This window comes from Wolbachia endosymbiont (group A) of Chalcis sispes, from assembly GCF_964026765.1.
GTDB classification, from domain to species: domain Bacteria; phylum Pseudomonadota; class Alphaproteobacteria; order Rickettsiales; family Anaplasmataceae; genus Wolbachia; species Wolbachia pipientis.
Genome location: NZ_OZ034697.1, coordinates 740354 through 765587, shown reverse-complemented (window position 1 = coordinate 765587; position 25234 = coordinate 740354). Strand labels below are relative to the sequence as shown.

The window sequence follows — 25234 nt, the reverse complement described above, 5'->3', positions numbered from 1 at the left end:
TACTTATATAAAAACCAAAGAAGGATGGCTATATTTGGCAACAATAATCGATCTATATTCACGCATGGTAGTTAATGAGCAGTTCAATAAATAAACAATTGGTTATGGACTCTTTATTAATGGCCGTTAACAAGCGTAAACCTGCCAAAAATCTACTATTACATAGTGATCAAGGTTCACAATATACTTCGCAAGGTTATCAATATCTCTTATCCATAAAAAACATAGATGAGTTATAAAGGTTGTTGTTACGACAATTCTGTTGTGGAAAGCTTCTTCAGTTCTCTAAAAAGGGAGTTACCAATAGACACCTCTCGGCACTCTAAACAGCATATCAAAACTGCTATATTTGAATATATAGAAATTTTTTATAACAAACAACGTCACTATTAACTATTGCATTCCAGAACAATTTGATGCATCATTCTTTTTGTAAAAAACATTCCAAACTTTCTCTCCACTTTTTCTGGGTAAGGTCAGATACTATAAACTATAAAAAAATTTCTCCGATAGTTCATATAGCAAGTAAATTCACAAAATGAAGACTATTATTTTTATTACAGGTGTATCTACGGTTGGAAAATCAAGTTTGGCTCATATATTAGGTTCAAAGCTTTTTATGCCTAGAAACTTTGCAATTCCACTAACTATAGCTAACCCAAGAAAGGTTTCCCTACGTCATATCGCCGCGGTATCTCAGCATAGATTCCGCTAACGAGTAGCGGAATGACGAATTTGTTGTTTTTCAAATTGTAGGTAAACCTAAGCCACTTTAGCTATACTTGTAGAGAAAAAAGAATAGATGATGATCCTAAATATTTAATAAATTTGACTACTGAGGAATTTCAAAAATCTCAATTTTTTATTAATTGTGATATGGTACATTCTATCTTCATATAGCTTTCCTCTTCATACCTCAACTAATGAAATCAGAAGCATCAACTCCCTTTTGCAAGCAAGCAGCAATAACAGTGTTCATCATTAGAAATGCAATGGTCATTGGGCCAACGCCCCCGGGTACTGGGGTCATAGCTTTGGCTTTCCCTTTTATTCCTTCAAAGTCAACATCACCTACAAGCTTTCCTACGTTAACGCTATTTATGCCAACATCGATCACTATTGCACCTTTCTTTATCCAGTCTGCTTGAACAAAATTTGGCTTTCCGACTGCTGCAACTACTATATCCGCTTTAGAGCAATATTCAGCTAAATCCTTGCTTTGTGAATGCAAGATGGTGACAGTGCAGTTTTCTTGCAATAGCAGGTAAAACATTGGCTTGCCCACGATATTTGACCTACCAATTACCACTGCGTTTTTACCGGAAAGGTTCTCTTCAATTGACTTAATTAAATGCAAAGAACCTTTAGGAGTGCAAGGTATAAGGCAGTTTTTTTCACCTTTAACTAATTTGCCAACGTTTTCATCATGAAAGCCATCTACATCTTTTTCAACACTTACTGTGTTAATTACTCTGCTTGCACTAATATGATTTGGTAAAGGCAATTGCACTAAAATGCCATGCACAGATGGATCTTCATTTAATTCATTGATTTTTTCAATTAATTCATCTTCTGAAATATTATCAGGCAAAACAATGGTCTCAGAACTTATGCCTATTGATTCTGCTTTTTTCTGTTTGTTGCGAACATAAACCTGACTTGCTGGATTGCTGCCCACGAGAATTACTTTCAGGCAAGGAAAAATGTTATACTCTCTCTTTAAAATATCAATTTTTTGTGATAGCCTCTCACATAGGTCGTTTGCTATTTTTTTACCATCAATAATAATTGTCACTTCCTTGCCACTCCTTAAAGTCGGGTAATTTGATATCAAATAAATCCAATACTTTGCCAACAGAATGATTAATAATATCATCCAACGATTTCGGTTTAATATAAAAAGCAGGCACTGGTGGAGCAATAATTGCTCCCATCTCCGTTAATTTTAACATATTTTGTAAATGCCCAAGATGCAGTGGTGACTCTCGCACCATAAGAACTAACTTTCTTCTTTCTTTTAGCGTTACATCTGCAGCCCTTGTCAATAGATTGGAAGTAACACCTGATGCGATTTCAGACATTGTCTTCATAGAGCATGGTGCTACAATCATCCCTGAGGTTTTAAATGAGCCGCTTGCTATTTTTTCTCCAATCTTTTCTTCAGAATAGTAAAAATCTGCAAGTGATGTAATATCTTCAAGTTTTTCTTTAATCTCGTGAGCTAAAGTTATTTTCCCAGCACGACTTATCACTAAATGAGTTTCATAATCGACGTCTTTCAACGCTTCTAAAATACGCACACCGTAAATAGAACCAGATGCTCCACTTATTCCAATTACAATTCTGCTATTCACTTAACTCTTCTTCGTAGCTCATTCCCAATGCACGTTTATAGGTATCAAGCAATATTTCTTGTTCCTCTCTGTCATCATCATCCATCTTCCTCAGCCTAATAATTTGTTTCATCACTTTTATATCCCAACCTTCATCTGCGGCTTTTGCATATACATCACGAATGTGATCTTGCACATCCCTCTTTTCTTGTTCAAGTTTTTCGATTCTCTCTATGTAACCCTTCAACTCTTCAGCCGTTATTTTTACTGTATCTTCCATAAAGCTCCACTAATTAATTGCTGCCACTAATATTACCAGTTTTTACTTGCACTTCAACAACAGTAATAATATTTTTATCTTTTTTTAAAATCTTAAAGCGAAAACCATACATGGAAAACTCCTCGCCTTCGTCAGGAATGCGCTCTATTTCATTCACAATCATACCTGCTAGAGTTGTAGCTTCTTCATCAGGGAGATTCCAGTATAACTGCCTGTTAATGTCCCTAATAGTAGATTTTCCTTCTATGTGATACATATTATCAGATATTTTCTTTATAAAATTCTCCGTAATCAAATCATGTTCATCCGAAATTTCTCCAACTATTTCTTCCAGTATATCCTCAAGAGTTACAATTCCCTGCAGTGCTCCATACTCATCAATAACAAATGCAAGGTGTTTCCTGTTCTTACGGAAGTTGTGAAGTTGCACGCTGAGCGGTGTACTTTCTGGTATGAACCAAGGCCTTGACATAACTTGGGTAATGTCAACTTCTTCCGCTTTATTATTCTTTTCACGCAAAGCATTTATTAGAGCTTTCACGTGAATTACACCTACAATGTTATCTGGTTCCTTCTGCCATAAAGGTACTCTACTGTGACTGCTGGTTAAAATCTCTCTTATTAACTCTTCTTTATTCCGATCTATATCAAGAGAAAATAGGTTTCTTCTATGGGTCATAATTTGTGATATCTCTGTCTCAGCCAAATCAAGTATGCTGCTTAGCATATCTAAATCCTGTTGCAACATAGTTCCTTCACTGCGGTGAAGAGTAATCATATTACGCATTGCATCCGCTGCAGATATCACTTCCTTATCTTTATGCAGCCCACATAATTTTAGGATGAGGTTAACAATAAATTGAATACCTAGTGTCAATGGAGAAAAAATCTTTACAAAAAACAATACAAAATAAGCAGAAAATGATGCAAATTTTTCAGGATTTTGAATAGCATAAGTTTTTGGTAGAACTTCGCAGAACAATAAAATACAAAATGTCATTATAATTGTTGATAGGAGAATGCCCTCATTTCCAAAAAGATTGATAAATATTGCTGTAAATAAAGCAGAGCAAGTAATATTAATAATTGTATTGCCGAGCAATACCGTTCCTATTGTCAATTCTTTCCTATTTAATAAGCGATCTATTACCCTGGCTTTTTTGTTACCGTCTAGCTTTAGCTTATTAACTCGAGAACGGCTAATTGAGGTTAAGCCTATTTCTGCTCCTGAGAACAAAAACGATAAAACTAACAAAACAAAAATTGCTGATGATACTAAGACCAATAACCAATCCATTAAAGTACGATGTTATTGTGATAAAAAATAAAATTAATTTTACATGTTATGAGAGGCATTTGCAAGCCTGAATTTATATTGCCGAATTTTATATACCTTTAATCTTAAAAAACAAATCATAAAGCATATTACACGCTGCGTTCACATGCTCATCCTCAATGATAAGTGGTGGGGTTACCCTTACTACTTTGTTGTTTAAAACCCTAGTTATTATTAAACCTTTATCAAGAGATCGACTAATAATTTTATCAGCTACAAGAGTTGCTAGTTCTATTCCCATTAGTAACCCTTCTCCACGAACTTCTAAAATCATCTCAGGAAATTCTTTAGCTAAAAGCAACAGCTTTTCTTTTAAATATTTACTAATTCTTTTAACATGATCAAAAAAGCCTTCTTTTAGCATTATATCGAGCACTGCATTACCAACAGTCATGGCAAGTGGATTGCCACCATAGGTTGATCCATGAGTTCCTGGAGTAATTGCTTCTGCTATATAATCTTTCACTAAACATGCAGCTACAGGAAAACCGTTACCCATAGCCTTCGCACAGGTTAGCATATCAGGTTCAATGCCGACATTTTGATAATGAAATAAAGAACCGATGCGTCCATATCCGCACTGCACTTCATCAAAGCACAAAATTATTCCTTGAGCTTTTGTTATTTCCCTTACTTTTTGAAGATATTCTACGTCTAGTGGATATACTCCACCTTCGCTTTGTATGGGCTCTAAAAATACAGCAGCTATTTCATTGTTGATTTTTTCTTCTAATGCTTTAATGTCATTTCTTGGCACTTTATCAAAACCAGAAAGGAGCGGAGCAAAACCTTCGCGTGATTTTTCATTGCCTCCAGCAGAAATTGCAGCAATACTGCGGCCATGAAAGCCTCCTTCAATTGTAATAATACGATTACGTTTTGCTTGCCCTTTTGAATAAAAGTAACGACGAATAAACTTAATTGCAGCTTCTGTTGCTTCAAGCCCACTTGAGCAGAAAAAAACTTTATCTGCAAAAGTAAGGGTTGTTAAACGCTCGGCAAGCCTTTCTTGCTCGGGAATAGTGAAAATGTTAGAGCAGTGCCATAATGAGCTCGATTGCTCTTTCAGCTTATCTGTAATGTATGGATGACAATGCCCTAAAGAAGTTGTAGAAATACCTGCAGCAAAATCTAAATATTTTTTACCATCTTTATCAAAAAGATATGCCCCTTCTCCCCTGACTATAGGAGTGTCAAGTCTATTATACGCATTAACAACATGATCCATTTTATAAGTATTGTGGTATTATCTATACTATACCTGAAATGAATCCATTAACACAAAGCTTTTCCTTTAACCTCTTATGCTACTTCAACTAAAAATTTGGCTAATGCAAACCTTTTTTGTCATTCTATAGCTAAAGTGACTTGGTTTTACCAACACTTATTAGCCATTGTAAAAGTTTTTGTTTCTATTGAATGATAGTTGTAGCCTATGCAAGAAGTTTATTGACTTTGAGCGCACTTTAGCCTATACAATTTTAATATCTTAAACTACTGGACATGCCCGATCTAAAGACAATGATGTTAAATTTTGGACCTCAGCACCCAGCTGCACATGGAGTGTTGCGTCTTGTTTTAGAGATGGATGGTGAAGTGATCGAGAGGGCAGATCCCCATATTGGGCTTTTGCACCGCGGTACTGAAAAATTAATAGAACATAAAACGTATCTTCAAGCTTTGCCTTATTTTGATCGCCTTGATTACGTATCACCAATGTCACAAGAGCATGCATATTCACTTTGTGTGGAGAAATTGTTGCAATGTGAAGTGCCAATTAGGGCAAAGTATTTACGTGTCTTGTTTTGTGAACTGACGAGAATACTAAATCATTTACTGAACGTTTCTTCTCAAGCACTTGATGTTGGAGCAATGACCCCTCTTTTATGGCTCTTTGAAGAAAGAGAAAAAATACTGGAATTTTACGAAAGAGCTTCAGGTGCAAGGTTTCACGCAGCTTACATCAGGCCAGGTGGAATTGCAGCAGATGTTCCAGAAGATTTGATTGAGGATATTGCAAAGTTTATAGAGCAATTTCCAAAATATATAGACGATGTTGATGAACTTTTAACAGAAAATAGGATATGGAAGCAACGCACTGTAGGAATTAGTGAAATATCAATTAAACAGGCACTTGATTGGGGCTTTAGTGGCCCAATGTTGCGCGCTGCTGGGCTTGCTTGGGATTTGCGAAAAAGCCAGCCATATGAGATATATGATCAACTAGATTTTGATATACCGATCGGCCAAAATGGCGACTGTTATGACCGTTATCTAGTTAGAATGGCAGAGATTAGGCAATCTATCAGTTTGGTGAAGCAGTGCATAGAGAAAATGCCTGAAGGGCAAATAAAAACTGAAGATAGAAAAATTTCTCCACCGTCAAGAGTAGAGATGAAAAAATCTATGGAAGCTCTGATTCACCATTTTAAGCTCTATTCAGAAGGATATCACGTACCAGAAGGTGAGGCTTACGCAGTTGTTGAGGCACCAAAAGGTGAGTTTGGAGTGTATATAGTTTCAGATGGTACCAATAGACCTTATAGGTGCCGAATAAGAGCACCTGGCTTTGCGCATTTACAAGCCTTAGACTTTATGGCAAAAGGACACATGCTTGCTGACGTTGCAGCAATTATTGGCTCACTCGATATAGTTTTTGGTGAGATTGATAGGTAATCATTGGTACCCATTCAGGCAATGGCGTCATGCAAGTAGCTGACACATAACTGTACGAACATTTGTTTGCAAAGGCAGTATGTTAAGTGTTATAGCCGATTTTGCCTCAAACACAAAGGCAGTGCCTTGACTACTTGGATCCAGAAAAATTGATTGTGTACTATACAACATTTTTGATCAAAAGCGTAACCGTTCACTGTTAGACTGCATTCTGTGATTTTTAGCAAAACATGATCTTTCATTTGAGCTTCCTTCAATTTAAAATAAATACAGAAAATTGCTGCCTATAGCTAAACTGACTTAGATTTACCAACAATCGTCATCCCGCTACTTGTTAGCGGCTAAGAGATACCGCGGCGGCATAGCTATCTTCAAAAATATGGTTGAATAATTGTGTGTATAATTATTAATATTTTTAAACACTTTGGCTATGGCTTTATCTAAGTTTCTCGACCCTAAGCTGGATTTAACCTTCAAAAAAATATGTAGGGTCAAGAACTGGCGCGCCTACTTTAGGGTTTGGTGGCTGATCCATTGTTTTCACAATAGGCCTCAATCCAAATTCCCATGTTAACGTTTCCAGCTCCCGCCTCGTCAAACGCAGCATCCGCACTACGCTTTCCTAGCAGATTCTTTACCAAAGTTTATAACATATTGTGCTGGTGATGCTTTCGGTTTGTAATACCTTATTCTGTAGTCTGAATATAGACCCAGCGTTTTGTATATCCATTCGCTACTCCACTTCTTCCAACCAAACCCTCTCTTCACTTTCAGCTAATAAGTGATTTTCTATTTCACCTTCCAAACTTGCCTCCAGCAGCTTTTTTATAAATGGTGTAAATGCTCCATCCCTTCCTGTTAATGGTCTGCCTTCCCTTATTGATGACAGTATATTTGCTTCCAGTTCTTTGTAATCTACCAAACCGGTAGTTCTGTTTACTACTTTCTGACTCATTGTCAAACCTCCATTTTTTTTATATCAATTTATTACTTTTTTTTTGGTTTGACACACTTTTTTGAACATTCCCTGTTAAGATGCCTAATCTACTTTCAGCTCCTCAGTATGTAAACTGCGTGGTAAAGACTCTAATTCCTTTGCAGCACTTAAACTTTTATTTTTTGCATGTATACCAAGCTTATTGAATTCTCGAGCAGCAGGAAACACCCTTGCTTCAAGAGAGCCAGCAGTTTTATTATAATGATCAACAGCACTTTTTAAGCTCCTGCGCAAATTATCAAAGTTTTCACCCATTGTGCAAATGCGCTCATATAAAATATGACCTAGTTCACTGATTTTCTTTGCGTTTTCAGCTATCATCTCTTGCTTCCATCCATACGCTATTGCTCTCAGCAACGCAATTAGAGTGATCGGTGTTGCAATGATCACTTTTTTTTCCACTCCAATCTCTATCAAAGCAGGTTCATATTCCAGTGCTGCGCTAAAAACCCCCTCCCCTGTTAAGAAAAGCACCACAAGTTCTGGCGTATTTTCAAATTGATTCCAATACTCTTTTTTACCCAAATCATTTATGTGTTTTTTTATTGCCAGGGAATGGTTCTTTAATTTCTCCTTTTGTATTTGCAAATCATTTTGTGATATAGCATCCATGTAAGAATCAAGCGGCACTTTAGCATCTATTATTATTTGCTTTCCAGATGGCATTTTGATTATTAAATCAGGACGCAATAAATTATCCTCGTTTTTATCAATCACTGACGGCTGAGTAAAAAAATCGCAATACTCAATCATTCCTGCCATTTCTACCACTCTTTTGAGTTGCATTTCACCCCATTTGCCCCTAATGTGAGGTTTCCTCAGGGCATTAGCAAGGTTGGAAGTTTGGTTCATCAGCGCTCCAATTTGCTCCTTTAAACCTTCATAGGCCCCTACCCTCTCCTTTTCTAGCTCACGTATTTCATTATCGAATTTTTCTAATTTTTCTTTTATTGGAGTTACAACTTCGTTGATCGTTGCTTGTCTTTTTTTGAAATCGCTTTCCGTTTCTTTTAATTTACTATCGATTACTTCCTTTGCTAAGTTCAGAAAATTATTGTTATTTGTTTGCAAAGCATCAAGAGAGAGCGCTTTAAAAGTGTTTGTTAATCTCTCCTCTGCTTTTGTTAGTAATTCTATTTCCTTTTTCTTTTCCTCACGTTCTTTTTGCAGAGTTACTTCAAGTTCTGCTTTTTTGACCCTTAAATCAACTATTTCTTCATTCTTCGTAAGCAAAGTTTGCTTTGTTTCTTGAAGTTCTTGCTCTAATTTACATAAATTACCCTCAAGGTTTGCTTTCTTTTCGCTCAGTTTTTTTACGATAATGTAGAAAAATAGTAATAGAGAGACAACCAGAGCTATAGAATTGAAAAGCATCAGAATAAAAAAGCTGTATTTATAATTCTATATGATTTTTGTGTGTATAAGAAAGAAAAAAGGAGCACCTAAAGAGGTGACCTTACCCAGAAAAAGTAGAGAGAAAGTTAAGACGTTTTTATCATGAGAATAAATTGTGCAGGAATGCAATAGTTAATAGTAGAATGTCTACGTTATTTGTTATAAAAGATTTCTATGTATTCAAATATGGCAGTTCTGGTTTGTTGAGCGAGAAGTATCAATAAGCAGCTCCCTTTTAAGTGAACTTTTCTGCAACGGAGTTATCGTAACAACAGCCCTTATGGCTCATGCTGGAAATGATGTTTTTTGTATTCAATAGAAATTGGTAATTTTGAGAGGTATACTGTGACCCTTGATCGCTATGTAACAGCAGATTTTTATCGGGTTTGCGTTTATCAACGGCCATCAATAAAGAATCTATAACTAATTATCATGTTACTCATTAACCACCATGCGTGAATATAGGTCAATTATTGCCGCCAACAACCTTCTTTAGTTTTTATGTAGGTAATCCCAAACTTTATTTGGCTGATCAGTAGTAAAATTTTGATCCAATGTGTTCGGAGCCACAACTCGGTTGCTTATTTGCTGTTTTTTATTTTTGAACCTTCGTCTAAGCTTGGCTTTAATGCCATTTTCTTGCATAACACTTTGTACTGTTTTAATTTTTGCCTAAAGCTTTTAATTCAGCGTGAATTTTAGGGGCTCCATATCTGCATTTAGAAGCTTGATGTATTTTTTGAATATCTGCTAGAAGCCCTTCTTTTGCTAATTCTTTACTGCTTTTTTCCTTAGCAACCAATACCACCAGTACAAAACCCTACATAGTTCCTGTGTTTTATAGCAATTTCTATATAAAAGAATACTTTACTCTTTTTCTTTGCCCAGGGCTTTTTTTAAGATGTCTCTTTCTCTTGTTAGTTCTTTTTTTAGATCAAATCTTTCTTTGTTATAAGGAGCCTTTGCCTGGAAATGCGTATGCTCCAGACATTTTTCCATCATATTTTCTTACTTAACATACTGCCATCTATACCTAGATCTTTTGCTATTTTTGTACTTGCTTGACCTGTTTCTTTAACCAGCTTAACAGCTTCTAATTTGAACTCTGCTGTATATTCTCTTCTATTTGTCATATTTTGAAAAAACGTTTTATTTTACTCCAAAAACGTCTTAACTTTCTCTCTACTTTTTCTGGGTAAGGTCAATTTACCGCCGCGGCGCTAACTAGTAGCGGGATGACGGGTTACCAAATTGTAGAAGTTGCTTTAGCTATAAATTCAAGTTTTATCAATGTCTTGTGTTGTTACCCAAATAATGGTTGTGCAAGCGCTTAATTTTTTGATCAAAAAGGAACAAGTTTAGTAAAAAATAATGATATTATTAGTGGAACATAAAACAGTCCCACTGCAGTACTGATTAGAAGCAACAGAGTAGCTTTATCTGGTTGATAATTCAAAATATTAGCAAGTATTATACTGGACCCAGAAACTGGAATAATAGCCAGCAACATCAGTGCTTTATATATGCTCTCATCGTATATACCTATAACATGCTTGTCTAAAAGGACAATTCCTAAAACAAACAGTGGCCAGAATACGTACTTTGCTGTAATAGTGATCAAAGCAAGCTTCCAATCTATTTTAAAGCTTGCAATATTCGCAATGCTCACTCCAAGTAGCACCATTCCTAATGTGACAAATGTACTTCTAATATTCATCATAACATCTGTTAAAAAAGTAGGTATTTGTATATCGTATATACTTAAAAAGAAGCCCAGAACCATCGCATAAAGCGAAGGAAGTTTGAACAACTTTAATATGCATTCTTTTGCGGTATAAATACCATTTGCAGCTATGTAAAATCCTAAGCTGTTTTCAAATAGCGCCATTCCTATATAACAAACAACATATACAGATACTGAATCTTCATCAAATAAAGCCATGGCAATCGGCAGGCCAAAATAACCCATACTTGTGCTACCCGAGCTAAATGCTAATATGTTTCTCGTGTTATCCTTAAATAAAAAAGAAGAAAGATAATACACTGATAAGGACATAGTGCTACCTATAAACCATATCAAAATCGGCAGAGAAATTACTTTTAAATTAACTTCTGTATGAGAGACTCCATATAAAATCACTATTGGATTAGCTATATAAAAGAGTATTTGAGATAGAGTGTTTCTATCAATTTTAAGACATTTTCCTGCTAAATAACCAATAAACATTGTAATATAAATAGGTAATATTTTTAGGAAAAGAGTAAGGAACATACTAGCCTATTGTGATACTTTTGACTGATAAAGTGATATTAGATCTTAAGGTATTGTAAAAGTAAACAAAATTTATTTTCCAATTTATCCAGCTCATAGTTAATTAAATTAGTGCCAAAATTTGTTTTTACATAGGACTTAAGAATGACATTTTTATGATAAAATTATGTTAAGTTTCTATAAAGCTTCTTGCATATTTTTAAATAATGACATATTTACTAAAAATTAAACTGCTTGTAGTAATTTAGACGGACTGTTGAAAAAGTAAGAGGAAATAAGTAAAGTTAGGACAGAGAGTAAGAGCTTTAACATAGTTGTCATATTTTTCTCAATTAACTCTGGTGTCCAATTTATATCCGCATCCCACCACCTCTTTACGTGAGGTGTTTCTAACCATTTTAATAACAGTAAAAAATGTTCTTCTTTCAACGCTTTAAATGTGATATTTTTATTCATTAATTGAAAATCTCAAATGTTACTACCATTTCTATTAATCCTGTCTCTAATTGCCAAGTTCATTGAGATTGACATTTCCGTACCTAGTTTTCCTGATATGGTGCGCTATTTTAACGTATCAGAAGGAACAATTCAATTAACTATTGCTTATAATTTTTTAGGCTTTTGCATAGGAGGGTTGTTTTTCGGTCCATTGTCTGAATGCTACGGCAGAAGGAGAATTATGATCATAGGTAACACTTTGTTATTAATCGGCGCTGTTGGTTGTGTTTTTGCACCGTCGATTTTTTGGCTTTTAATCTCTCGCTTTGTTCAGGGCATTGGTGTTAGCACATCTGTAGTTGTGTTTGTAATTGTTGCAGACAGCTATAAAGGTGATGAAGCGGTGAAATTTATTGGAATCATGAATTCTGTTCTTACAGTTGTCATGGCAATTGCGCCAGTGTTAGGCAGTTTCATCAATGAAATTGTAGGATGGCGTGGTAATTATGCAACTGTTGCAATACTTTGTTTGATCTCTTGGGTTTTGCTGCTTTTAGCGTTACCAGAAACAAAAAAGGACCGCGATATTTTCAGTTTGAAAAAAATGATGAAAGATTACAGAAAACTACTATCTAGTCCGAAGTTTGTTACGTTGTCTTTGATGTCAAGCCTCTTTTCTGCTGCGTATATGTCATTCATTACTTGTGGACCTTTTCTGTATATGAAGACTTTTGGTTTATCTAGCACTATTTATGCACTACATCAAGGTGCAATAGTTGGGTGCTTCTCACTCATCAGTCTATTTGCTGGCAAAATCTTGCAGAAACTTGGAGCAATAAAGTGTGTAATTTCTGGTACGAGCGTGGGTGCTATTGGGTCTCTATTGCTTGTAATATTCAGTATAATTGTACCCCACTCTTTCTACTTAGTAACACTGTCTATGATTATTTTTTCTATCGGTTGTGCAATTTGCCAGCCAGTGATTTTTAATGCATCAATAAATGTTTTCCCCGAAATTAAAGGCACAGCTTCTTCTGCAGTCTCGTTCATTAGAGCTTTTATCATGGCTATTTTTATCGGCTTAACAAGCTACGTTTACAATGGTCAAACAATTAGTGTAGCTGTTCTTGTTCTATCCGCGATAGTACTAGAACTTGTTTTTACTGCCTGTTTATTGTTTTTAAAAGATCCGGTATAATTAATGATCTTTTTACAGATGTGAGCGATTAACTTTCCCCGGCCAATCTTTCTGCTTCATTACGTGAAATTAATGCCTCAATAAATTCATCTAGTTCACCTTCTTTTATAATCTGCTCTAGCCGATGTGAAGTTAGATTAATTCTGTGGTCTGTTATTCTTGATTGCGGGAAATTATATGTTCTTATGCGCTCGGAACGATCACCAGAGCCAATCTGACTTTTCCTCATTGTTGACCTTTCCATTTCTTTTTTTTGTCTTTCAATTTCGTATAGCCTTGCCCTCAATACTTTGAGCGCTTTAGCTTTATTTTTGTGCTGCGATTTTTCATCTTGCTGTATCACAACTATCCCTGTTGGCAAGTGGGTGACCCTTACTGCGCTGTCAGTTGTATTCACTGATTGCCCTCCAGGACCACTGGATCTATAAACATCTATTCGTAAGTCTTTTTCTTCTATTTTAAAGTCAACTTCTTCTACTTCAGGTAATATCGCAACAGTAGCGGCAGAGGTATGCAACCTTCCTGAGGATTCAGTTTCTGGCACTCTCTGTACTCTGTGCACCCCTGATTCAAATTTCAACCTTGCAAAAACTTCTGTTCCATTAATGAGTGCAGAAGCTTCCTTATAGCCACCTATACCTGTATTAGAAATGCTTATTGGCTCGAACTTCCAATTTCTTCTTTCTGCATATTTTTGATACATACGAAATAACATTGCTGCAAATAATGCTGCTTCTTCTCCGCCTGTGCCTGCTCTGATTTCTAATATTGCATTTCTTGAGTCATCTTCATCTTTGGGCAATAGTGCTAACTTTAATTTTGCTTTTATTTTTGGTAATAATACCTTGTGCTTTTCGAAGAATTCTTCTTTTGCTAACTCTTTTATATCACCTTCGCTGTTTTCATCTTTCATTATTTCTTCTAAGTCTGAAATTTCCTCTTTCAGCGTGTTATATTCATCAATTATCTTGATTATTGGCCTGAGCTCAGAGTATTCCTTTGAAAGGGTAATGAATTCTTTTTGACTTAAATTGGTAGGATTTTCCAAATTCCTCTCTATATCATTAAATTTTTTCTTTAAGTCTTGTAAATTATTTTCCATATCCATATAGCACAGATCTAGCTAAGTAATATATACTGAAATAAAAAATTTCTTATATCAAGCAATAACACTATAATATACCTACTACCTTCTAGTTGAATATAATGGCAAAACAGATAACATCAAACTGCAATTTCATATTTGGAGCTTCGGACATAAAATCATTACCAAATGAGTCGGCTCCAGAGATTGCGTTTGCTGGTAGATCAAATGTAGGAAAATCCAGTCTGATCAACTTACTGATAAACAGCAAAAAAGCTGCCAGAGTTTCCTCTAAACCTGGATGCACTAGACAAATAAATTTTTACTCTATGTACGATGATAAGTTCAGACTTGTTGATCTACCAGGGTATGGCTACTCTCATGCAGGCAAGGAGGAAATTATACAATATTTAAACTTAATTGAGTATTATTTAATTCAAAGAGAAAATCTAAGAAGAGTGTTTGTGTTGATAGATAGCAAGGTAGGATTAAAAGAAATAGACAAAGACTTCATTTATTGGTTAATATATAATAACATTAACTTTAACATTGTGCTAACAAAAATAGATAAAGTAAGTCAAAAAAGCTTAGGTGCTGTTATAGAAGATATTCAAAGATGGATTAATAATGAGAATGTGTCAATTCATCAAATGAGCATCCGTGTTAAGCATAAAATAACCAAGGTAAGAGATGAGTTTTTCAAGTTTACAAGATAAAAAAATGAAGAGTAGTGAATTTTTAAAGGGTGAGGTATCATTTGAACAAAAAGCAGAAATATTACTTGAAGTGCTATCTAATATACCTAGCTTTGTAGGCGAGACTTTTGTCATTAAATGCGGTGGTACAATAATCTTAGATGAAACACTATTTAATACTTTTGTGCATAATGTTGTCTTGTTGAAGCAGCTTGGTATAAATCCGGTAATAATTCATGACGGAGAATATGAAATTAACTCGGTGTTAAAAGTGCTGGGTATGGACAGTAAATTTGTGAATGGTATCAGACTTACAGACAGAGACACTATGAAAATCATTGAAATGGCACTGTGTGGCTCAGTTAATAAAAAAATTGTTCAGCATATAAATTCTGCTGGTGGTTCAGCTATTGGATTATGTGGAAAAGATGGTAACTTAATTAAAGCCGAAAAAATAACCGCTACGCTTAGAGAAGATAGATCAAATAATATCGAAAAGATATTAGACATGGGGTTCATCGGTAGACCCACTGAAATCAATCCTGATATATTATTTTTTATTGAAGAATCAGACTTTATACCAGTTATTGCACCAATTGGTCATGGAAAAGATGGGGAAACATATCATATTGATGCCGATAGTACTGCAAGCGCAATTGCAATTGCAGTTTCTGCATCTAAAATGATAATCTTGAGTGACACAGATGAAGAAATAGATAAAATTGGTGGCAGGAAGATATCTGTTAAAAATTTAAATGCATCGATTGATTGTGGGAAAATTAAAGGGGAAAAATTTATTGAAAGGCTTATGGCATACGTTAAAATGGCGGAGGAATGTGCTGGAGTTGTTCACATAGTTGATGGTAGAATACCTAACATTATGCTTGATTTATTTACTGAGAATAATTCAAGCATATCGATTGTGAGTGATTTATAGCTATACTGCTTACAACTACACGAATACCAAGAGGGTGTCATTCAAGTAGCTGACACTGGAATGACAGCAATCTACGTCATACCGCGATTCATTCGCGGTATCTCTAGATCCCGCTAACAAGTAGCGGGATGACGGTTGTCAGGGTGTCATCCCAGCGCCCTTATGATGTCATCCCAGTGCCCAGACACTGGGATCCAGAAGACTTAATTTCAACCAAGTGGCTGCATAATAAGGACTAGATTCCAGACTGGAATAACATCATAGGGGCACTGGGATGACAAAAAAAGGAGCACTGAACTTGTCAAGGAATTTTATGGCCTAGCGTCACGCGCTGGAATGACATCATTTACATTTATCACTTTTGCAGATACAATTTACATGCTATAATTGAGTCTTCATAGATGGTAAATTGGAGTGCAAAGAAGTAAAATTAAAGTAGAAATAAAAAGATTATCACACGGAGAAGACTTGTCTCTTCCATGTTATGCAACTACGCAGAGTGCTGGCATGGATCTTTATGCTGCATTGAATGATTCTGCTGTTTTAAATCCACTTGAAAGATTACTTGTTCCAACTGGAATTGTGATTGCAATACCAAACGGTTTTGAGGGGCAAATCCGCCCACGTTCTGGTCTTGCTGCAAAACATGGAATCACTGTCTTAAATTCTCCGGGTACTATAGACTCTGATTATCGAGGTGAAGTTAAAATTTGTCTAATTAATCTAAGTAATCAGCCATACGAAATAAAAAGAGGAGATAGAATCGCACAAATCCTTATTTCTCCTGTATCTCAGGTAATTTGGGATGACAGAGAAGAATTCTGCGCAGAAGAAACCGGTCGCAATGCAGGGGGCTTTGGCTCAAGCGGCAGGTAGCTTACGAAAAAGCTTGACTATGACAGTTCTTTTATACACAATTTAAGCATATTAATATTTTATTAAATGAAGTCGTTTATGCTAACTTTCAAAAATCATTGTGGCCAGCTCCACAAAGCAAACACTGTATTTGTTGCATTTACTGCTATATACGTTATAGGTGGATTAGCAATACTTTCAACACCGCTTTGGAGGCCTTCAACTTGCAAGCTAGCAGCTTTTGCAGCTACACCACTTGGAATGGGCGTTTTAGCATTTGTTGCTGCTGCGCTGACTTATTTAGCAATATACGCTATCAGTAAAAATAACGAAATATCTGAGTTGAAAGCTCTGAAGGTCACTAAGGATGGGTTGCTAGTAACAAAAGACACATTTACGGAAATGGCAAGGAATAACCAAGTTAAAGATGAAGAGGGTCAGGTAGAAAAGGATAAATATTATATAGACTTCAGCTTAGAAGGCAAGAACTACCGTATTATTGTTGATATTAATCAGTTTACCAATAAGCTAGGCAATACTTTACTCTTCGAGATAGATTCACTAGAAGTGAAAAACAAAGAAGGTAAGTTCGAGACAGTAGATAAAACAGAATGGAATAAAACATTAGGTTTAGACAAAGATGGTGCTAAAGAGGTTAACACTTATTTAGGCTCACCTATTGTTGAACAAGCTGCTAAAGGAAAAGGAAAAGAACTAGACAACTAAGTATAAAAGAGGTAGATTAAGTCTGCCTCTTTGTTTTTTTGATTTTCAGTGTTACGCGCATAACTGCATGGATGTTGCGATTCTCAAGGCAACGTATCTGTTTAGATGCATGGCTAATGCTGAAACAAAAATTCCAGTGTTCCCTTTCTTGTCATCCGAGTAGCTGACACTGGGATGGCTTTGTTGCATCGCTAGCTATGATGGATTAAAGATAAAAAAGATAGGGAATATCAGTAGCTTATTATTCTGGTATTTATAACAAGAACGGTCAGTGAATACCTAAATTTGAGTAAAAGAAATTTCACTACCGCTCACTAATCTGGCTAAAATTCAAGAATTTCAATGCTTTAGCTATTTTCAATAGAATTAAATTTATTAATATAAATAATAAATTACTATTCTTAAATTTGATCAGATTGATTGCAAAAAAACAAGATTTTCAATAGGTTGCTTATAATCCTAATTATAGTTAGCCTTTCATAAGTAGCGATGCAACAAAGCCCACTGGGATCCAGCTTTTGATCGAAAATGTTGTATAGTGCACAATCAATTTTTCTGGATTCCAGTGGGCTTTGTTGCATAGCAACTGAAAAAATCTGGTGGCTACTGACAAAATTCATTATAAAATAGCCATTTAACCTTGAAAGAAAAAATATGCCACAAAAAATGAGGGTCAGTAACCATAGCGAATATAACAAATTTCTAGAAAAAAGAGGAAATATTTTTCATTATATCAACGAAGCCATAGAAAAGTGGTACGAGAATGGTCCAAAAATACCAGGTGGCAACAATATTTATAGCGATAAAGTTGTAATTTTGGTGCACATAATAACTTGTTTATTTAGAATAGGCCTGAGGCAAACAGTTGGGTTTATAGCAGGATACCTTGAGCAAATTGGGAAAAATTTGCAAGTTATCAGCTATTCACAATCATCAAGAAGGTTTAAGAAACTTAATATTAAGATCAATGATTGCAGAATTGATAAAAATAATATGGAAGATATCGAAATTGCTATAGACAGTACAGGAATTAGTATATACAACAACACTCCTGGTCATAGCAAGGAAAATAGCGAAGATAGAAAGTATCGCAGCTATGAACAGACAAGAAAATTGCATGTAATGTTGAATACAAACAGCAAAAAAGCCATAGCTGTAAAATACAGTAATGGTGTCTACTCTGATCACTATGGAGCTTGTGATTTGCTAAAAGAAGTCGATTTTCAGTATGTCATAAAAGTACTATATGCAGATAGGGCATATGATAGAGAAAAGCTCTATAAGCTGTGTAATCAATATGGTATAAAAACGAAAATTCCTCCGAAAAACAACGCAGCAGAGCATCCAAAATTGGATTATATGCTTGATAGAAATGCCGCTATTCAGTTAATGAAATTACATGGTGAGAATGGTATAAAAAGATGGAAAGAAGAAGTAAATTACGGAAAAAGATCGTATATTGAAGGATTTTTCTCAAGGTTGAAGCGAATATTTGGGTTTAGTTTTAGGAGCAAATCTGAGATTAATCGTGAGAAGGAACTACTTGTTAAATGCTATTTGCTCAATAAGTTCACTGATATTGGTATGGCTAAATTTGAGATAGCTTCATAAATTTATTGTGCGTTACCTACTATCCGAAGAGCGATGCAACAAAGCCATTCCAGTGTCAAGCACTGGGATCTGGTAGACAATGTTCATACAGCAGCTACTCGGATGACACCTTGTGCTTGCTGGCTATAATTGCTAAGGATTTTTATTTAATTTAACTGCATCTTTTGCCTTATCCAATAACCCATTAATAAAACCAATTTCGCTTGGTTTATCAAGTAAATCAGATGCAATGTTAGTATATTCATTAATGACAACTGGAACTGGCGTATCACAATTAGCTAACTCACATATTGCAACACGCAAAATAGATAAGCTTATAAGATTTAACCGTGAAAGGGACCAACTTGGATGTAAATAAGACTCTATTATTTTATCATATTCTTCACTGCTTTTTATAACCTTATATAACAAGTTTTCTAAGAACTGATGTTCAAATTCTTCACATTCAAATATATCTCTCAACTTACTTATGTAGTCCTTAAGCTCACAATTTTCCAGTTTAAAAGTGCTTTTGTTGTAACCTACGAAAATATTTGAATAAGCAATTTGTACAGCAAGAAATCTTGCCGTGCTTCTTTTTATGCGCCACTTTTTATCTACTGGTTTTTCCTCCATTATTTTAATTTATTGTGTAAATCTATCATACGCAAAACAGTTGAGGCTGCATGGCCACCAACGTTCTTTTTGTTTTTATCAGCTCTAACTAGTGCTTTATCTTTGCTGTCAGCGGTAATTACACCCATACCAAGGGGTATTGCATAATGCATAACAACCTCATTTAAGCCTTCAATTACTCCTTTACAAACATATTGATAATGATCGGTTTCACCGCGAATTACGCACCCAAGAGCTAAATAACCATCATAATTAGTATGCCCACTCTTGACTGCAAAAAGAATTGTAGCTGGTATCTCAAATGTACCAGGAACCTCAACTACATCGTAACTGGCATTACTGCCTTTTAATTTATCAATTGCACCTTCAAGCAAAAGGTTCGCTATTTCAGTATAATAAATCGAATTAACTATTAGTATTCTCGACATTTACTACCACTTTTTTTGTTAAAAACAACTTTATTAATGACTGTTGAATTAGAGTTATAATATTACTAAATATCCAATATATTACCAGGCCGGCAGGAAAAGAAGAAAAAATAAAGACAGAAATGTAAGGTAAAAACTTCATAACATTTACTTGAATATCATCTTTACTGGTTTGATCTTTCTCACTTAGCTTCTGCTGAATTATCATGGTGGCACCGAAAATTATAGGTAAAATGCCTATAGAAATAGGAAAGTTATAATTAAACAACCCAAATAATGTAAAGATGTTCGTTGGGTCAGGAGCTGAAAGATCCTTAATCCATAAAAAAAAAGGAGCATGCCTCATCTCTATAGTAACAAATAATACTTTATATAGAGCAAAAAATACCGGTATTTGTATTAGCATGGGAAAAATGCTCGACATTGGATTTACGTTGTTTCTCTTAAACAATGCAATTGTCTCTTTATGCTGCTTTAAGCTGTCATTTTTATACAACTCTTTTATACGAGTTAATTCAGGCTGCAGGCTTTTTACCTTAAACATCGAAATATATGATCTATTAGATAAGGAAAGCATCAAAAGTTTGATTACTAAAGTCAGCAATAATATTGCTAAGCCAAAATTTTTTAAAACGAAGTTAAAATATTCAAGCAGTAAAAACACTGGTTTAGTTATAAAGTAAAGAACACCAAAATCTACAGCTTTATCAAACAGGGGTATATTGAGAGTGTCCTTATAAGAATCCAGTAAATTCAACTTTTTTGCTCCAGCAAAAAAATAATTCACATTAGAAACGCTTGCACCAGGAAGTATGCTCTTGTAAGGTTTGACAAAATCTACTTGGAATTTATCAGTATTATTAACGTTTGTGTGTTTAATGCTTACATTTATTTTATCAGATTTTTCAGGTATGATGGCTGTGAGCCAGTATTTATCAGCAAAACCAAACCAATTTTTTTCACTCGTGCTTGCTTTTATTAAATGTTTTTTGGAAATATCCTTATATGTCCACTCCTCTAGTTTATTATCAAATGCACCCAGTACTCCTTCATGGGATATCCAATAAGATTCGTTGATATTGTCACGTTTACGGTTAATTTTACCATAAGGAACCAAAACTACATTATCCTTTGTATTATTTTCAACAACTTGCTCAACTTTAAACATGTAATTATCGTCGAGGTTAATTTTCATTCTAAATAAAATGCCATTTTCATTATCCCAAAATAAATTGACCTCTTTTTGATTGAGTTTCTCTGCTTGCCAAACTGCCTTAGAATCTGGAACTTTAATCTTGTTACTCGGATCGAGCCACCCAAATTCTGCAAAATATACATCTTTTGATTCTGCAGGTGACAGTAACACCACTTGTGGAGAAGAAGAACTCGGTTCTAAGTGGTAATTAGTTAAAATTAAGTCATCAAACCTTGCACCTTTCAGAGAAATTGATCCTTTAATCATGTTATTGGTTAAACTAACCCTCTGTTCTCGAGTAGAATTAATAATTTCAGAACGATTTTGGTGTATTATACGAGCAAGGTCGTTAAAAGATTCGATATGTTCAATATTTTCAATCAATGGCTGATTTTGGTTTGTACTAAAAAAATTATCATAAATAATACGCCAAGACACCATGATTAACATGGAAAGGATAGCTGCCAAAATTAAACTTTTTGCTTCTGACATGAAATTAAATCAAACATATCTTCTTAAAGTGTATACTAAATATTGTACTAAAACAATGAAATTTACTTATTTTTAATAATAACTTTTAACGCTAATCTTTAAAATTTATTTTAATAGCTTCAAATTTTAACAATATGAACGCGGTGAAAAATCTAGTTATTTGGTTGCTAATAATAGCCACTACTGCAATGCTTATTGATTCACAAAGGGACAAACTAAGCGACAGATTTCTCAGTACTTTTTTACCATATAAAGGAAGAATTCAAAATAGCGGTCAGAATAGTGGAAGTATTGAATTTACGAAGTCATATGATGGACACTTTTATATTCAGGCTCAAGTCAATGATCGCAATATAACGTTTTTGCTTGATACTGGAGCAACCGATATTGTTCTATCACAAAAAGACGCATTACATGTTGGTATTAACTTACAAAATGTTCAGGATTTTAAAATATATGAAACTGCGAAAGGTCAAATAAAAGCTGGAGTGGTTCAAATACCTCAAGTTAAAATAGGAAATTTTTTGATTAATGATGTACAGGCAAGCGTTAACACTCATTCTATGTCTCATTCACTACTTGGAATGAGCTTTTTAAGGTATTTTCATTTCACTATAAGAGATAATAAGTTGATATTATACCGCGACTAAACACTTCTACAATCTAAAGCTCTGTAGGTCAATATAGGGGCAGAAATAAATATTGCAGAACAAGTGCCAATCAAAATACCAAAAAAAATGATCAAGCTGAAGTCTCTCACTGCATCTGTGCAGATTAATACCAAAGGAAGAGCAGCAAGAAGGGTTGTACCAGAAGTTAATATAGTGCGAAATAATGTAGCGTTGATACTTGCATCTACTACCTCACTCATCCGCCCACTTTTACCACTCCTGCGATACTCTCGAATCCGATCATATATAATTACTGAGTTATTGATTGAATAACCAATGACAGTAAGGAGAGCTGCAACTGATGAAATATTAAACTCAATGCCAGTTAGGCTAATAAAACCAACAGTTAAAATCACGTCATGAATCAGTGCTGTTATTCCACTGAATCCACATTGCCAATTAAATCTAAACCAAACGTAAAAAAATATTCCAACAATCGCGATCAACATGGATAACATTCCTTCAAATATTTGTGTTGAGCTTATTTGTGGGCCAACATAGTCTATTTTACGATAGCTTATTGAGCTCCCCAGCTTTTCTTCTAGTATGCTTTTTATCTTTTTGATTTTATCTTCATCTCCTTCATCTTTAAAACGCATGACTAAATTATCACCCGCTTTTGAACTCTGCACTGTAAAACCATTTTCTTTCAATGCATCGAGAATAGAGTGATTCTCATCTGAAGATTTTATCTCTATCAAAATTCCGCCTGCAAAGTCTATGCCTAAGTTCACTCCACGCAGTACAACAATGAGCATTGAAAAGATGATAAGAATAATGCTAACGAGTGCAGTCAAATCCCTATATTTACTAAATTTTATATTGAGGTTATCTGGAATGAGTCTAAGTGCCATGCTATTTACTTAAACTTGAATTTTATATACTTTTCAAAAAATTCACTAGTTTATTCTGTGATTGTTTGATTATGTCAATTTTTCCATCAGTTAATTCTTGTCTGTCAATTAAGTTCTATCTAGCTTGCATACTACCATTTTGAAGTACATTACAAAAGCGAAATACTGCCAATTTGGCCCATCATTTTATCTCTGCAAGCTTATCCCCCCCCTTGTTATGTTAGCAACGCAATCTAAGCTAGGTTCCTTCATAGCAGTGTTAGGTACACTGCCATACCTTTCAAAACTTTCGTGCTCTATAGCTTCCTCAACACTTTTTCCTCCTAAAAGACAGTTTTCCCCTAAACTTTTTCCCTTATCTTTTAACTCATTAAGCCTTGCTCTGTTTTCCCCATCAATCTCCACTTTTATTTTATTGCTGCCTTTCTCACTAGGACTTAGATAAACACTTATCTTTCCTACCTCAGTAGTAAAAGACATTTCAATACCACCTTTTGAGACATCCATGTAATTTCTTTTTCCCCCTATTTCTTCTACATTTTCAACTCTTACTATACTTTCTCCAATTTTGAGTATGCCAACTCTTAAATTTAAGTCTTTGGCTTTTTCATTGTTTAGGATTTCTGCAACTTCAACAATACTATCTTGCAAATATTCTATACAAAAATATCCATTATCCTTGTCTACTCCTAATACATTTTGAGTCTGCTTGCTTTTGTTTACAATACTTTCATATGCTAAATTATTAAGTCCTAAAATATTTTTATTCCTTTGACTTAAAATCTCTTTTTCTCTGTAAATACAATTTACATAATCATCGTACCTTTCTTTAGTAAATTTATTTAAAGTTGCACCCTCCGATATTACTTGTAATATCTTTTTCTCCTCTAGAAGTCTAGAATTCTCAGTAGAATCGACCCAATATAGTTCTTGTGTTGTATTAATTATACAGTCTACAAAGGACTCGCCGTCTCTATATGGAAAAGTGAACATAATTCTTTGTTCCAGTGCTTGGCTTATAACTTCATCAAGTCTCCCTTTCAACTCCTCAATATCATCTTCACATAGACCAACTTCATGTGAACTACTAAGGATTTTGTCCATTTCTTGCCAAATATTTTCATACTTCTCCCTTTCTGCTTTATTCAGTTCTATTTGGGCTAAAAAAAAAGAATCTTTTTTTCTTATTATGTTTGTGTTTTCATCATGAAAACTTAGATGACTGTAGCGTTCACCACAATCTGTATCATAATGACCAACATTATCATCACCACAGTCCGAACTGTCTTCTGAGTTCCCATCACTATCTGACCAATTGTTAACTTTCGGAAATTCTGAGCTTTTCTGTTCACCTTCAAAAGTCTGATTACTACCACCAGCGCCCTTTGTCAAATTTTCTTTACTTTCACAAGAACCATCTGAACCATAGCCCTCATTCCCTTTTGGATCTGAATCATCTGGATTACAATCAGAAGTTATTTCTGTATCTTCAGAAATCTGTTGATTATCACTTTCACCTAACAAACCACCATTTGTTGGATTACATACATTTTCTGTATATTTTTGATTATTTTGTGCTTCTATTTTCCTCTTCTTGTACAACGGTTCAAACTGATCAATTTCAATCGATCGTACTCGTTTCCTTGAAGGAAAGTCCTCTGGAATCTGATCCTCATCGTCAGAATTGTGACCTGAATCACAAATTACATGATCATTGCAGGTAGAATTATGCTCTACTGAATCAGTACTTTCAAAAATTTGTGGATTATTACTCACGTCTGGCAAATCACCTGATAAACCAGTCTGATGATTATTTTCACCTACCCAACCATCAGTTGTTGTTGGAATGCATATTCTTGTATATCTTTGGCTACCAAGAGAATCACTAGTTAATTGTACTTCTGTATAAGTTGTCCGGTTATCCTCATCATCGGAACTAATACCTGAATCATGGCCATCACCTTCTTCTGAATCTGAATCACCTGACCTATGATTATTACTGTTATCACTTGTACAAGAATCATCGGAGTGCTGTAGAGGAGTGTGCATAACTTCTTCCTTGCCTGATACCTCACCATTCATATTGTATAACCATCACTCACTAATCCCTTAGTGAATATCGTAATATATAGGTCTGTCAATAAAA

The 25234-nt window shown here is 34.8% G+C and carries 30 protein-coding genes and 1 pseudogene; 10 read left to right on the top strand and 21 right to left on the bottom strand.

Annotated features, from left to right (window positions below):
* Nucleotides 1-74: 74 nt before the first annotated feature.
* Both AAGD72_RS06405 and AAGD72_RS03865 read left to right on the top strand, forming a co-directional pair.
* A complete protein-coding gene (locus tag AAGD72_RS06405; protein ID WP_156768648.1) occupies nucleotides 75-239 on the top strand; it encodes a DDE-type integrase/transposase/recombinase in 165 nt (54 codons plus the stop codon).
* Nucleotides 229-393 carry an IS3 family transposase gene (locus tag AAGD72_RS03865; RefSeq protein ID WP_080717620.1) on the top strand — a complete coding sequence of 55 codons (165 nt, stop codon included), beginning with the start codon at nucleotides 229-231 and terminating at the stop codon, nucleotides 391-393. Before AAGD72_RS06405 ends, AAGD72_RS03865 begins: the two co-directional genes overlap by 11 nt.
* A 523-nt stretch (nucleotides 394-916) precedes the next feature.
* Here the strand turns inward: AAGD72_RS03865 and folD are convergent.
* The 5 genes from folD to AAGD72_RS03840 all read right to left on the bottom strand — a co-directional run bounded on the left by folD (nucleotide 917) and on the right by AAGD72_RS03840 (nucleotide 5177).
* Entirely contained in the window at nucleotides 917-1795 is an 879-nt protein-coding gene (gene folD, locus AAGD72_RS03860; protein ID WP_155968464.1) for a bifunctional methylenetetrahydrofolate dehydrogenase/methenyltetrahydrofolate cyclohydrolase FolD, read from the bottom strand.
* Nucleotides 1779-2354: a UbiX family flavin prenyltransferase gene (locus AAGD72_RS03855; protein WP_006280027.1), complete on the bottom strand. Its 576-nt coding sequence runs from the start codon at nucleotides 2352-2354 to the stop codon at nucleotides 1779-1781. Before AAGD72_RS03855 ends, folD begins: the two co-directional genes overlap by 17 nt.
* Entirely contained in the window at nucleotides 2347-2613 is a 267-nt protein-coding gene (locus AAGD72_RS03850; RefSeq protein WP_010082293.1) for a DUF2312 domain-containing protein, read from the bottom strand. Before AAGD72_RS03850 ends, AAGD72_RS03855 begins: the two co-directional genes overlap by 8 nt.
* Nucleotides 2614-2626: 13 nt before the next feature.
* The gene (locus tag AAGD72_RS03845; RefSeq protein ID WP_007549013.1) at nucleotides 2627-3910 is read right to left on the bottom strand and encodes an HlyC/CorC family transporter; all 1284 of its coding nucleotides are present in this window, start codon (nucleotides 3908-3910) and stop codon (nucleotides 2627-2629) included.
* A gap of 88 nt (nucleotides 3911-3998) precedes the next feature.
* Nucleotides 3999-5177, bottom strand: a complete 1179-nt coding sequence (locus AAGD72_RS03840; protein WP_006280246.1) for an aspartate aminotransferase family protein — start codon at nucleotides 5175-5177, stop codon at nucleotides 3999-4001.
* A 275-nt stretch (nucleotides 5178-5452) separates the two neighbouring features.
* On the opposite strand from AAGD72_RS03840, the gene AAGD72_RS03835 reads away from it, so the two are divergent.
* Nucleotides 5453-6625 (top strand): NADH-quinone oxidoreductase subunit D, encoded by a 1173-nt coding sequence (locus AAGD72_RS03835; RefSeq protein ID WP_264339441.1) that lies wholly within the window; start codon nucleotides 5453-5455, stop codon nucleotides 6623-6625.
* A 27-nt stretch (nucleotides 6626-6652) separates the two neighbouring features.
* On the opposite strand, the gene AAGD72_RS03830 is transcribed toward AAGD72_RS03835, so the two are convergent.
* The 9 genes and pseudogenes from AAGD72_RS03830 to AAGD72_RS03795 all read right to left on the bottom strand — a co-directional run bounded on the left by AAGD72_RS03830 (nucleotide 6653) and on the right by AAGD72_RS03795 (nucleotide 11745).
* Nucleotides 6653-6796, bottom strand: a complete 144-nt coding sequence (locus AAGD72_RS03830; RefSeq protein WP_153296793.1) for a hypothetical protein — start codon at nucleotides 6794-6796, stop codon at nucleotides 6653-6655.
* 589 nt (nucleotides 6797-7385) lie between these two features.
* Nucleotides 7386-7580, bottom strand: a pseudogene (locus AAGD72_RS03825) (IS256 family transposase); the annotation flags it as partial.
* Nucleotides 7581-7664: 84 nt separating this feature from the next.
* Nucleotides 7665-8996, bottom strand: coding sequence for a DNA recombination protein RmuC (gene rmuC / locus AAGD72_RS03820; protein WP_151807714.1), 1332 nt, complete (start codon nucleotides 8994-8996; stop codon nucleotides 7665-7667).
* Nucleotides 8997-9252: 256 nt separating this feature from the next.
* Nucleotides 9253-9423, bottom strand: coding sequence for a DDE-type integrase/transposase/recombinase (locus AAGD72_RS06400; RefSeq protein WP_080717647.1), 171 nt, complete (start codon nucleotides 9421-9423; stop codon nucleotides 9253-9255).
* 255 nt (nucleotides 9424-9678) lie between these two features.
* Nucleotides 9679-9819, bottom strand: a complete 141-nt coding sequence (locus tag AAGD72_RS03815) for an IS3 family transposase (protein ID WP_160142645.1) — start codon at nucleotides 9817-9819, stop codon at nucleotides 9679-9681.
* Nucleotides 9820-9884: 65 nt separating this feature from the next.
* Nucleotides 9885-10019: a hypothetical protein gene (locus AAGD72_RS03810; protein WP_007548353.1), complete on the bottom strand. Its 135-nt coding sequence runs from the start codon at nucleotides 10017-10019 to the stop codon at nucleotides 9885-9887.
* The gene (locus AAGD72_RS03805; protein WP_007548354.1) at nucleotides 10016-10150 is read right to left on the bottom strand and encodes an IS3 family transposase; all 135 of its coding nucleotides are present in this window, start codon (nucleotides 10148-10150) and stop codon (nucleotides 10016-10018) included. Before AAGD72_RS03805 ends, AAGD72_RS03810 begins: the two co-directional genes overlap by 4 nt.
* A 209-nt stretch (nucleotides 10151-10359) precedes the next feature.
* The gene (locus AAGD72_RS03800) at nucleotides 10360-11289 is read right to left on the bottom strand and encodes an AEC family transporter (protein ID WP_264718681.1); all 930 of its coding nucleotides are present in this window, start codon (nucleotides 11287-11289) and stop codon (nucleotides 10360-10362) included.
* A gap of 225 nt (nucleotides 11290-11514) precedes the next feature.
* On the bottom strand, nucleotides 11515-11745 hold the full coding sequence (locus AAGD72_RS03795; RefSeq protein WP_341814613.1) for a hypothetical protein: 231 nt from the start codon (nucleotides 11743-11745) through the stop codon (nucleotides 11515-11517).
* A 16-nt stretch (nucleotides 11746-11761) separates the two neighbouring features.
* Between AAGD72_RS03795 and AAGD72_RS03790 the strand changes: the two genes are divergently transcribed.
* Complete coding sequence (locus AAGD72_RS03790; protein WP_341814612.1) at nucleotides 11762-12925, top strand: multidrug effflux MFS transporter; 1164 nt, start codon at nucleotides 11762-11764, stop codon at nucleotides 12923-12925.
* A gap of 28 nt (nucleotides 12926-12953) precedes the next feature.
* Here AAGD72_RS03790 and prfA read toward each other — a convergent pair whose 3' ends face one another.
* The gene (prfA, locus tag AAGD72_RS03785) at nucleotides 12954-14033 is read right to left on the bottom strand and encodes a peptide chain release factor 1 (protein ID WP_007548640.1); all 1080 of its coding nucleotides are present in this window, start codon (nucleotides 14031-14033) and stop codon (nucleotides 12954-12956) included.
* A gap of 98 nt (nucleotides 14034-14131) precedes the next feature.
* Between prfA and yihA the strand changes: the two genes are divergently transcribed.
* The 4 genes from yihA (at nucleotide 14132) to AAGD72_RS03765 (ending at nucleotide 17222) form a co-directional block, all read left to right on the top strand.
* Nucleotides 14132-14725, top strand: a complete 594-nt coding sequence (gene yihA / locus AAGD72_RS03780) for a ribosome biogenesis GTP-binding protein YihA/YsxC (RefSeq protein ID WP_341814611.1) — start codon at nucleotides 14132-14134, stop codon at nucleotides 14723-14725.
* A gap of 4 nt (nucleotides 14726-14729) precedes the next feature.
* Nucleotides 14730-15641: an acetylglutamate kinase gene (gene argB / locus AAGD72_RS03775; protein WP_341815124.1), complete on the top strand. Its 912-nt coding sequence runs from the start codon at nucleotides 14730-14732 to the stop codon at nucleotides 15639-15641.
* A gap of 414 nt (nucleotides 15642-16055) precedes the next feature.
* Nucleotides 16056-16517 carry a dUTP diphosphatase gene (dut, locus tag AAGD72_RS03770; protein WP_006279458.1) on the top strand — a complete coding sequence of 154 codons (462 nt, stop codon included), beginning with the start codon at nucleotides 16056-16058 and terminating at the stop codon, nucleotides 16515-16517.
* 78 nt (nucleotides 16518-16595) lie between these two features.
* Nucleotides 16596-17222: a hypothetical protein gene (locus AAGD72_RS03765; RefSeq protein WP_341814610.1), complete on the top strand. Its 627-nt coding sequence runs from the start codon at nucleotides 16596-16598 to the stop codon at nucleotides 17220-17222.
* Nucleotides 17223-17691: 469 nt separating this feature from the next.
* Here the strand turns inward: AAGD72_RS03765 and AAGD72_RS03760 are convergent, their stop codons facing one another.
* A complete protein-coding gene (locus AAGD72_RS03760) occupies nucleotides 17692-17835 on the bottom strand; it encodes a hypothetical protein (protein WP_341814609.1) in 144 nt (47 codons plus the stop codon).
* 41 nt (nucleotides 17836-17876) lie between these two features.
* Here AAGD72_RS03760 and AAGD72_RS03755 point away from each other — a divergent pair, with 41 nt between their 5' ends.
* Nucleotides 17877-18833 carry an IS5 family transposase gene (locus AAGD72_RS03755; protein WP_341814569.1) on the top strand — a complete coding sequence of 319 codons (957 nt, stop codon included), beginning with the start codon at nucleotides 17877-17879 and terminating at the stop codon, nucleotides 18831-18833.
* A 132-nt stretch (nucleotides 18834-18965) separates the two neighbouring features.
* Here AAGD72_RS03755 and nusB read toward each other — a convergent pair whose 3' ends face one another.
* Genes nusB through yidC form a run of 3 tightly spaced genes read right to left on the bottom strand, consistent with a single transcriptional unit; the run spans nucleotide 18966 to nucleotide 21563 of the window.
* Nucleotides 18966-19448, bottom strand: a complete 483-nt coding sequence (gene nusB / locus AAGD72_RS03750; protein ID WP_064125037.1) for a transcription antitermination factor NusB — start codon at nucleotides 19446-19448, stop codon at nucleotides 18966-18968.
* Complete coding sequence (locus AAGD72_RS03745; protein WP_006279647.1) at nucleotides 19448-19876, bottom strand: 6,7-dimethyl-8-ribityllumazine synthase; 429 nt, start codon at nucleotides 19874-19876, stop codon at nucleotides 19448-19450. The genes nusB and AAGD72_RS03745 overlap by 1 nt, the downstream gene beginning before the upstream one ends.
* Nucleotides 19854-21563 (bottom strand): membrane protein insertase YidC, encoded by a 1710-nt coding sequence (yidC, locus tag AAGD72_RS03740; protein ID WP_341814608.1) that lies wholly within the window; start codon nucleotides 21561-21563, stop codon nucleotides 19854-19856. Before yidC ends, AAGD72_RS03745 begins: the two co-directional genes overlap by 23 nt.
* A 134-nt stretch (nucleotides 21564-21697) precedes the next feature.
* Between yidC and AAGD72_RS03735 the strand changes: the two genes are divergently transcribed.
* Nucleotides 21698-22213: a TIGR02281 family clan AA aspartic protease gene (locus tag AAGD72_RS03735; protein WP_006279648.1), complete on the top strand. Its 516-nt coding sequence runs from the start codon at nucleotides 21698-21700 to the stop codon at nucleotides 22211-22213.
* Here the strand turns inward: AAGD72_RS03735 and secF are convergent.
* Nucleotides 22210-23088, bottom strand: coding sequence for a protein translocase subunit SecF (gene secF, locus AAGD72_RS03730; protein ID WP_341814607.1), 879 nt, complete (start codon nucleotides 23086-23088; stop codon nucleotides 22210-22212). The two genes, AAGD72_RS03735 and secF, sit on opposite strands and share 4 nt — an antisense overlap.
* Before the next feature lie 186 nt (nucleotides 23089-23274).
* Nucleotides 23275-25170, bottom strand: a complete 1896-nt coding sequence (locus tag AAGD72_RS03725; RefSeq protein WP_341814606.1) for a hypothetical protein — start codon at nucleotides 25168-25170, stop codon at nucleotides 23275-23277.
* Between the last annotated feature and the right edge of the window lie 64 nt (nucleotides 25171-25234).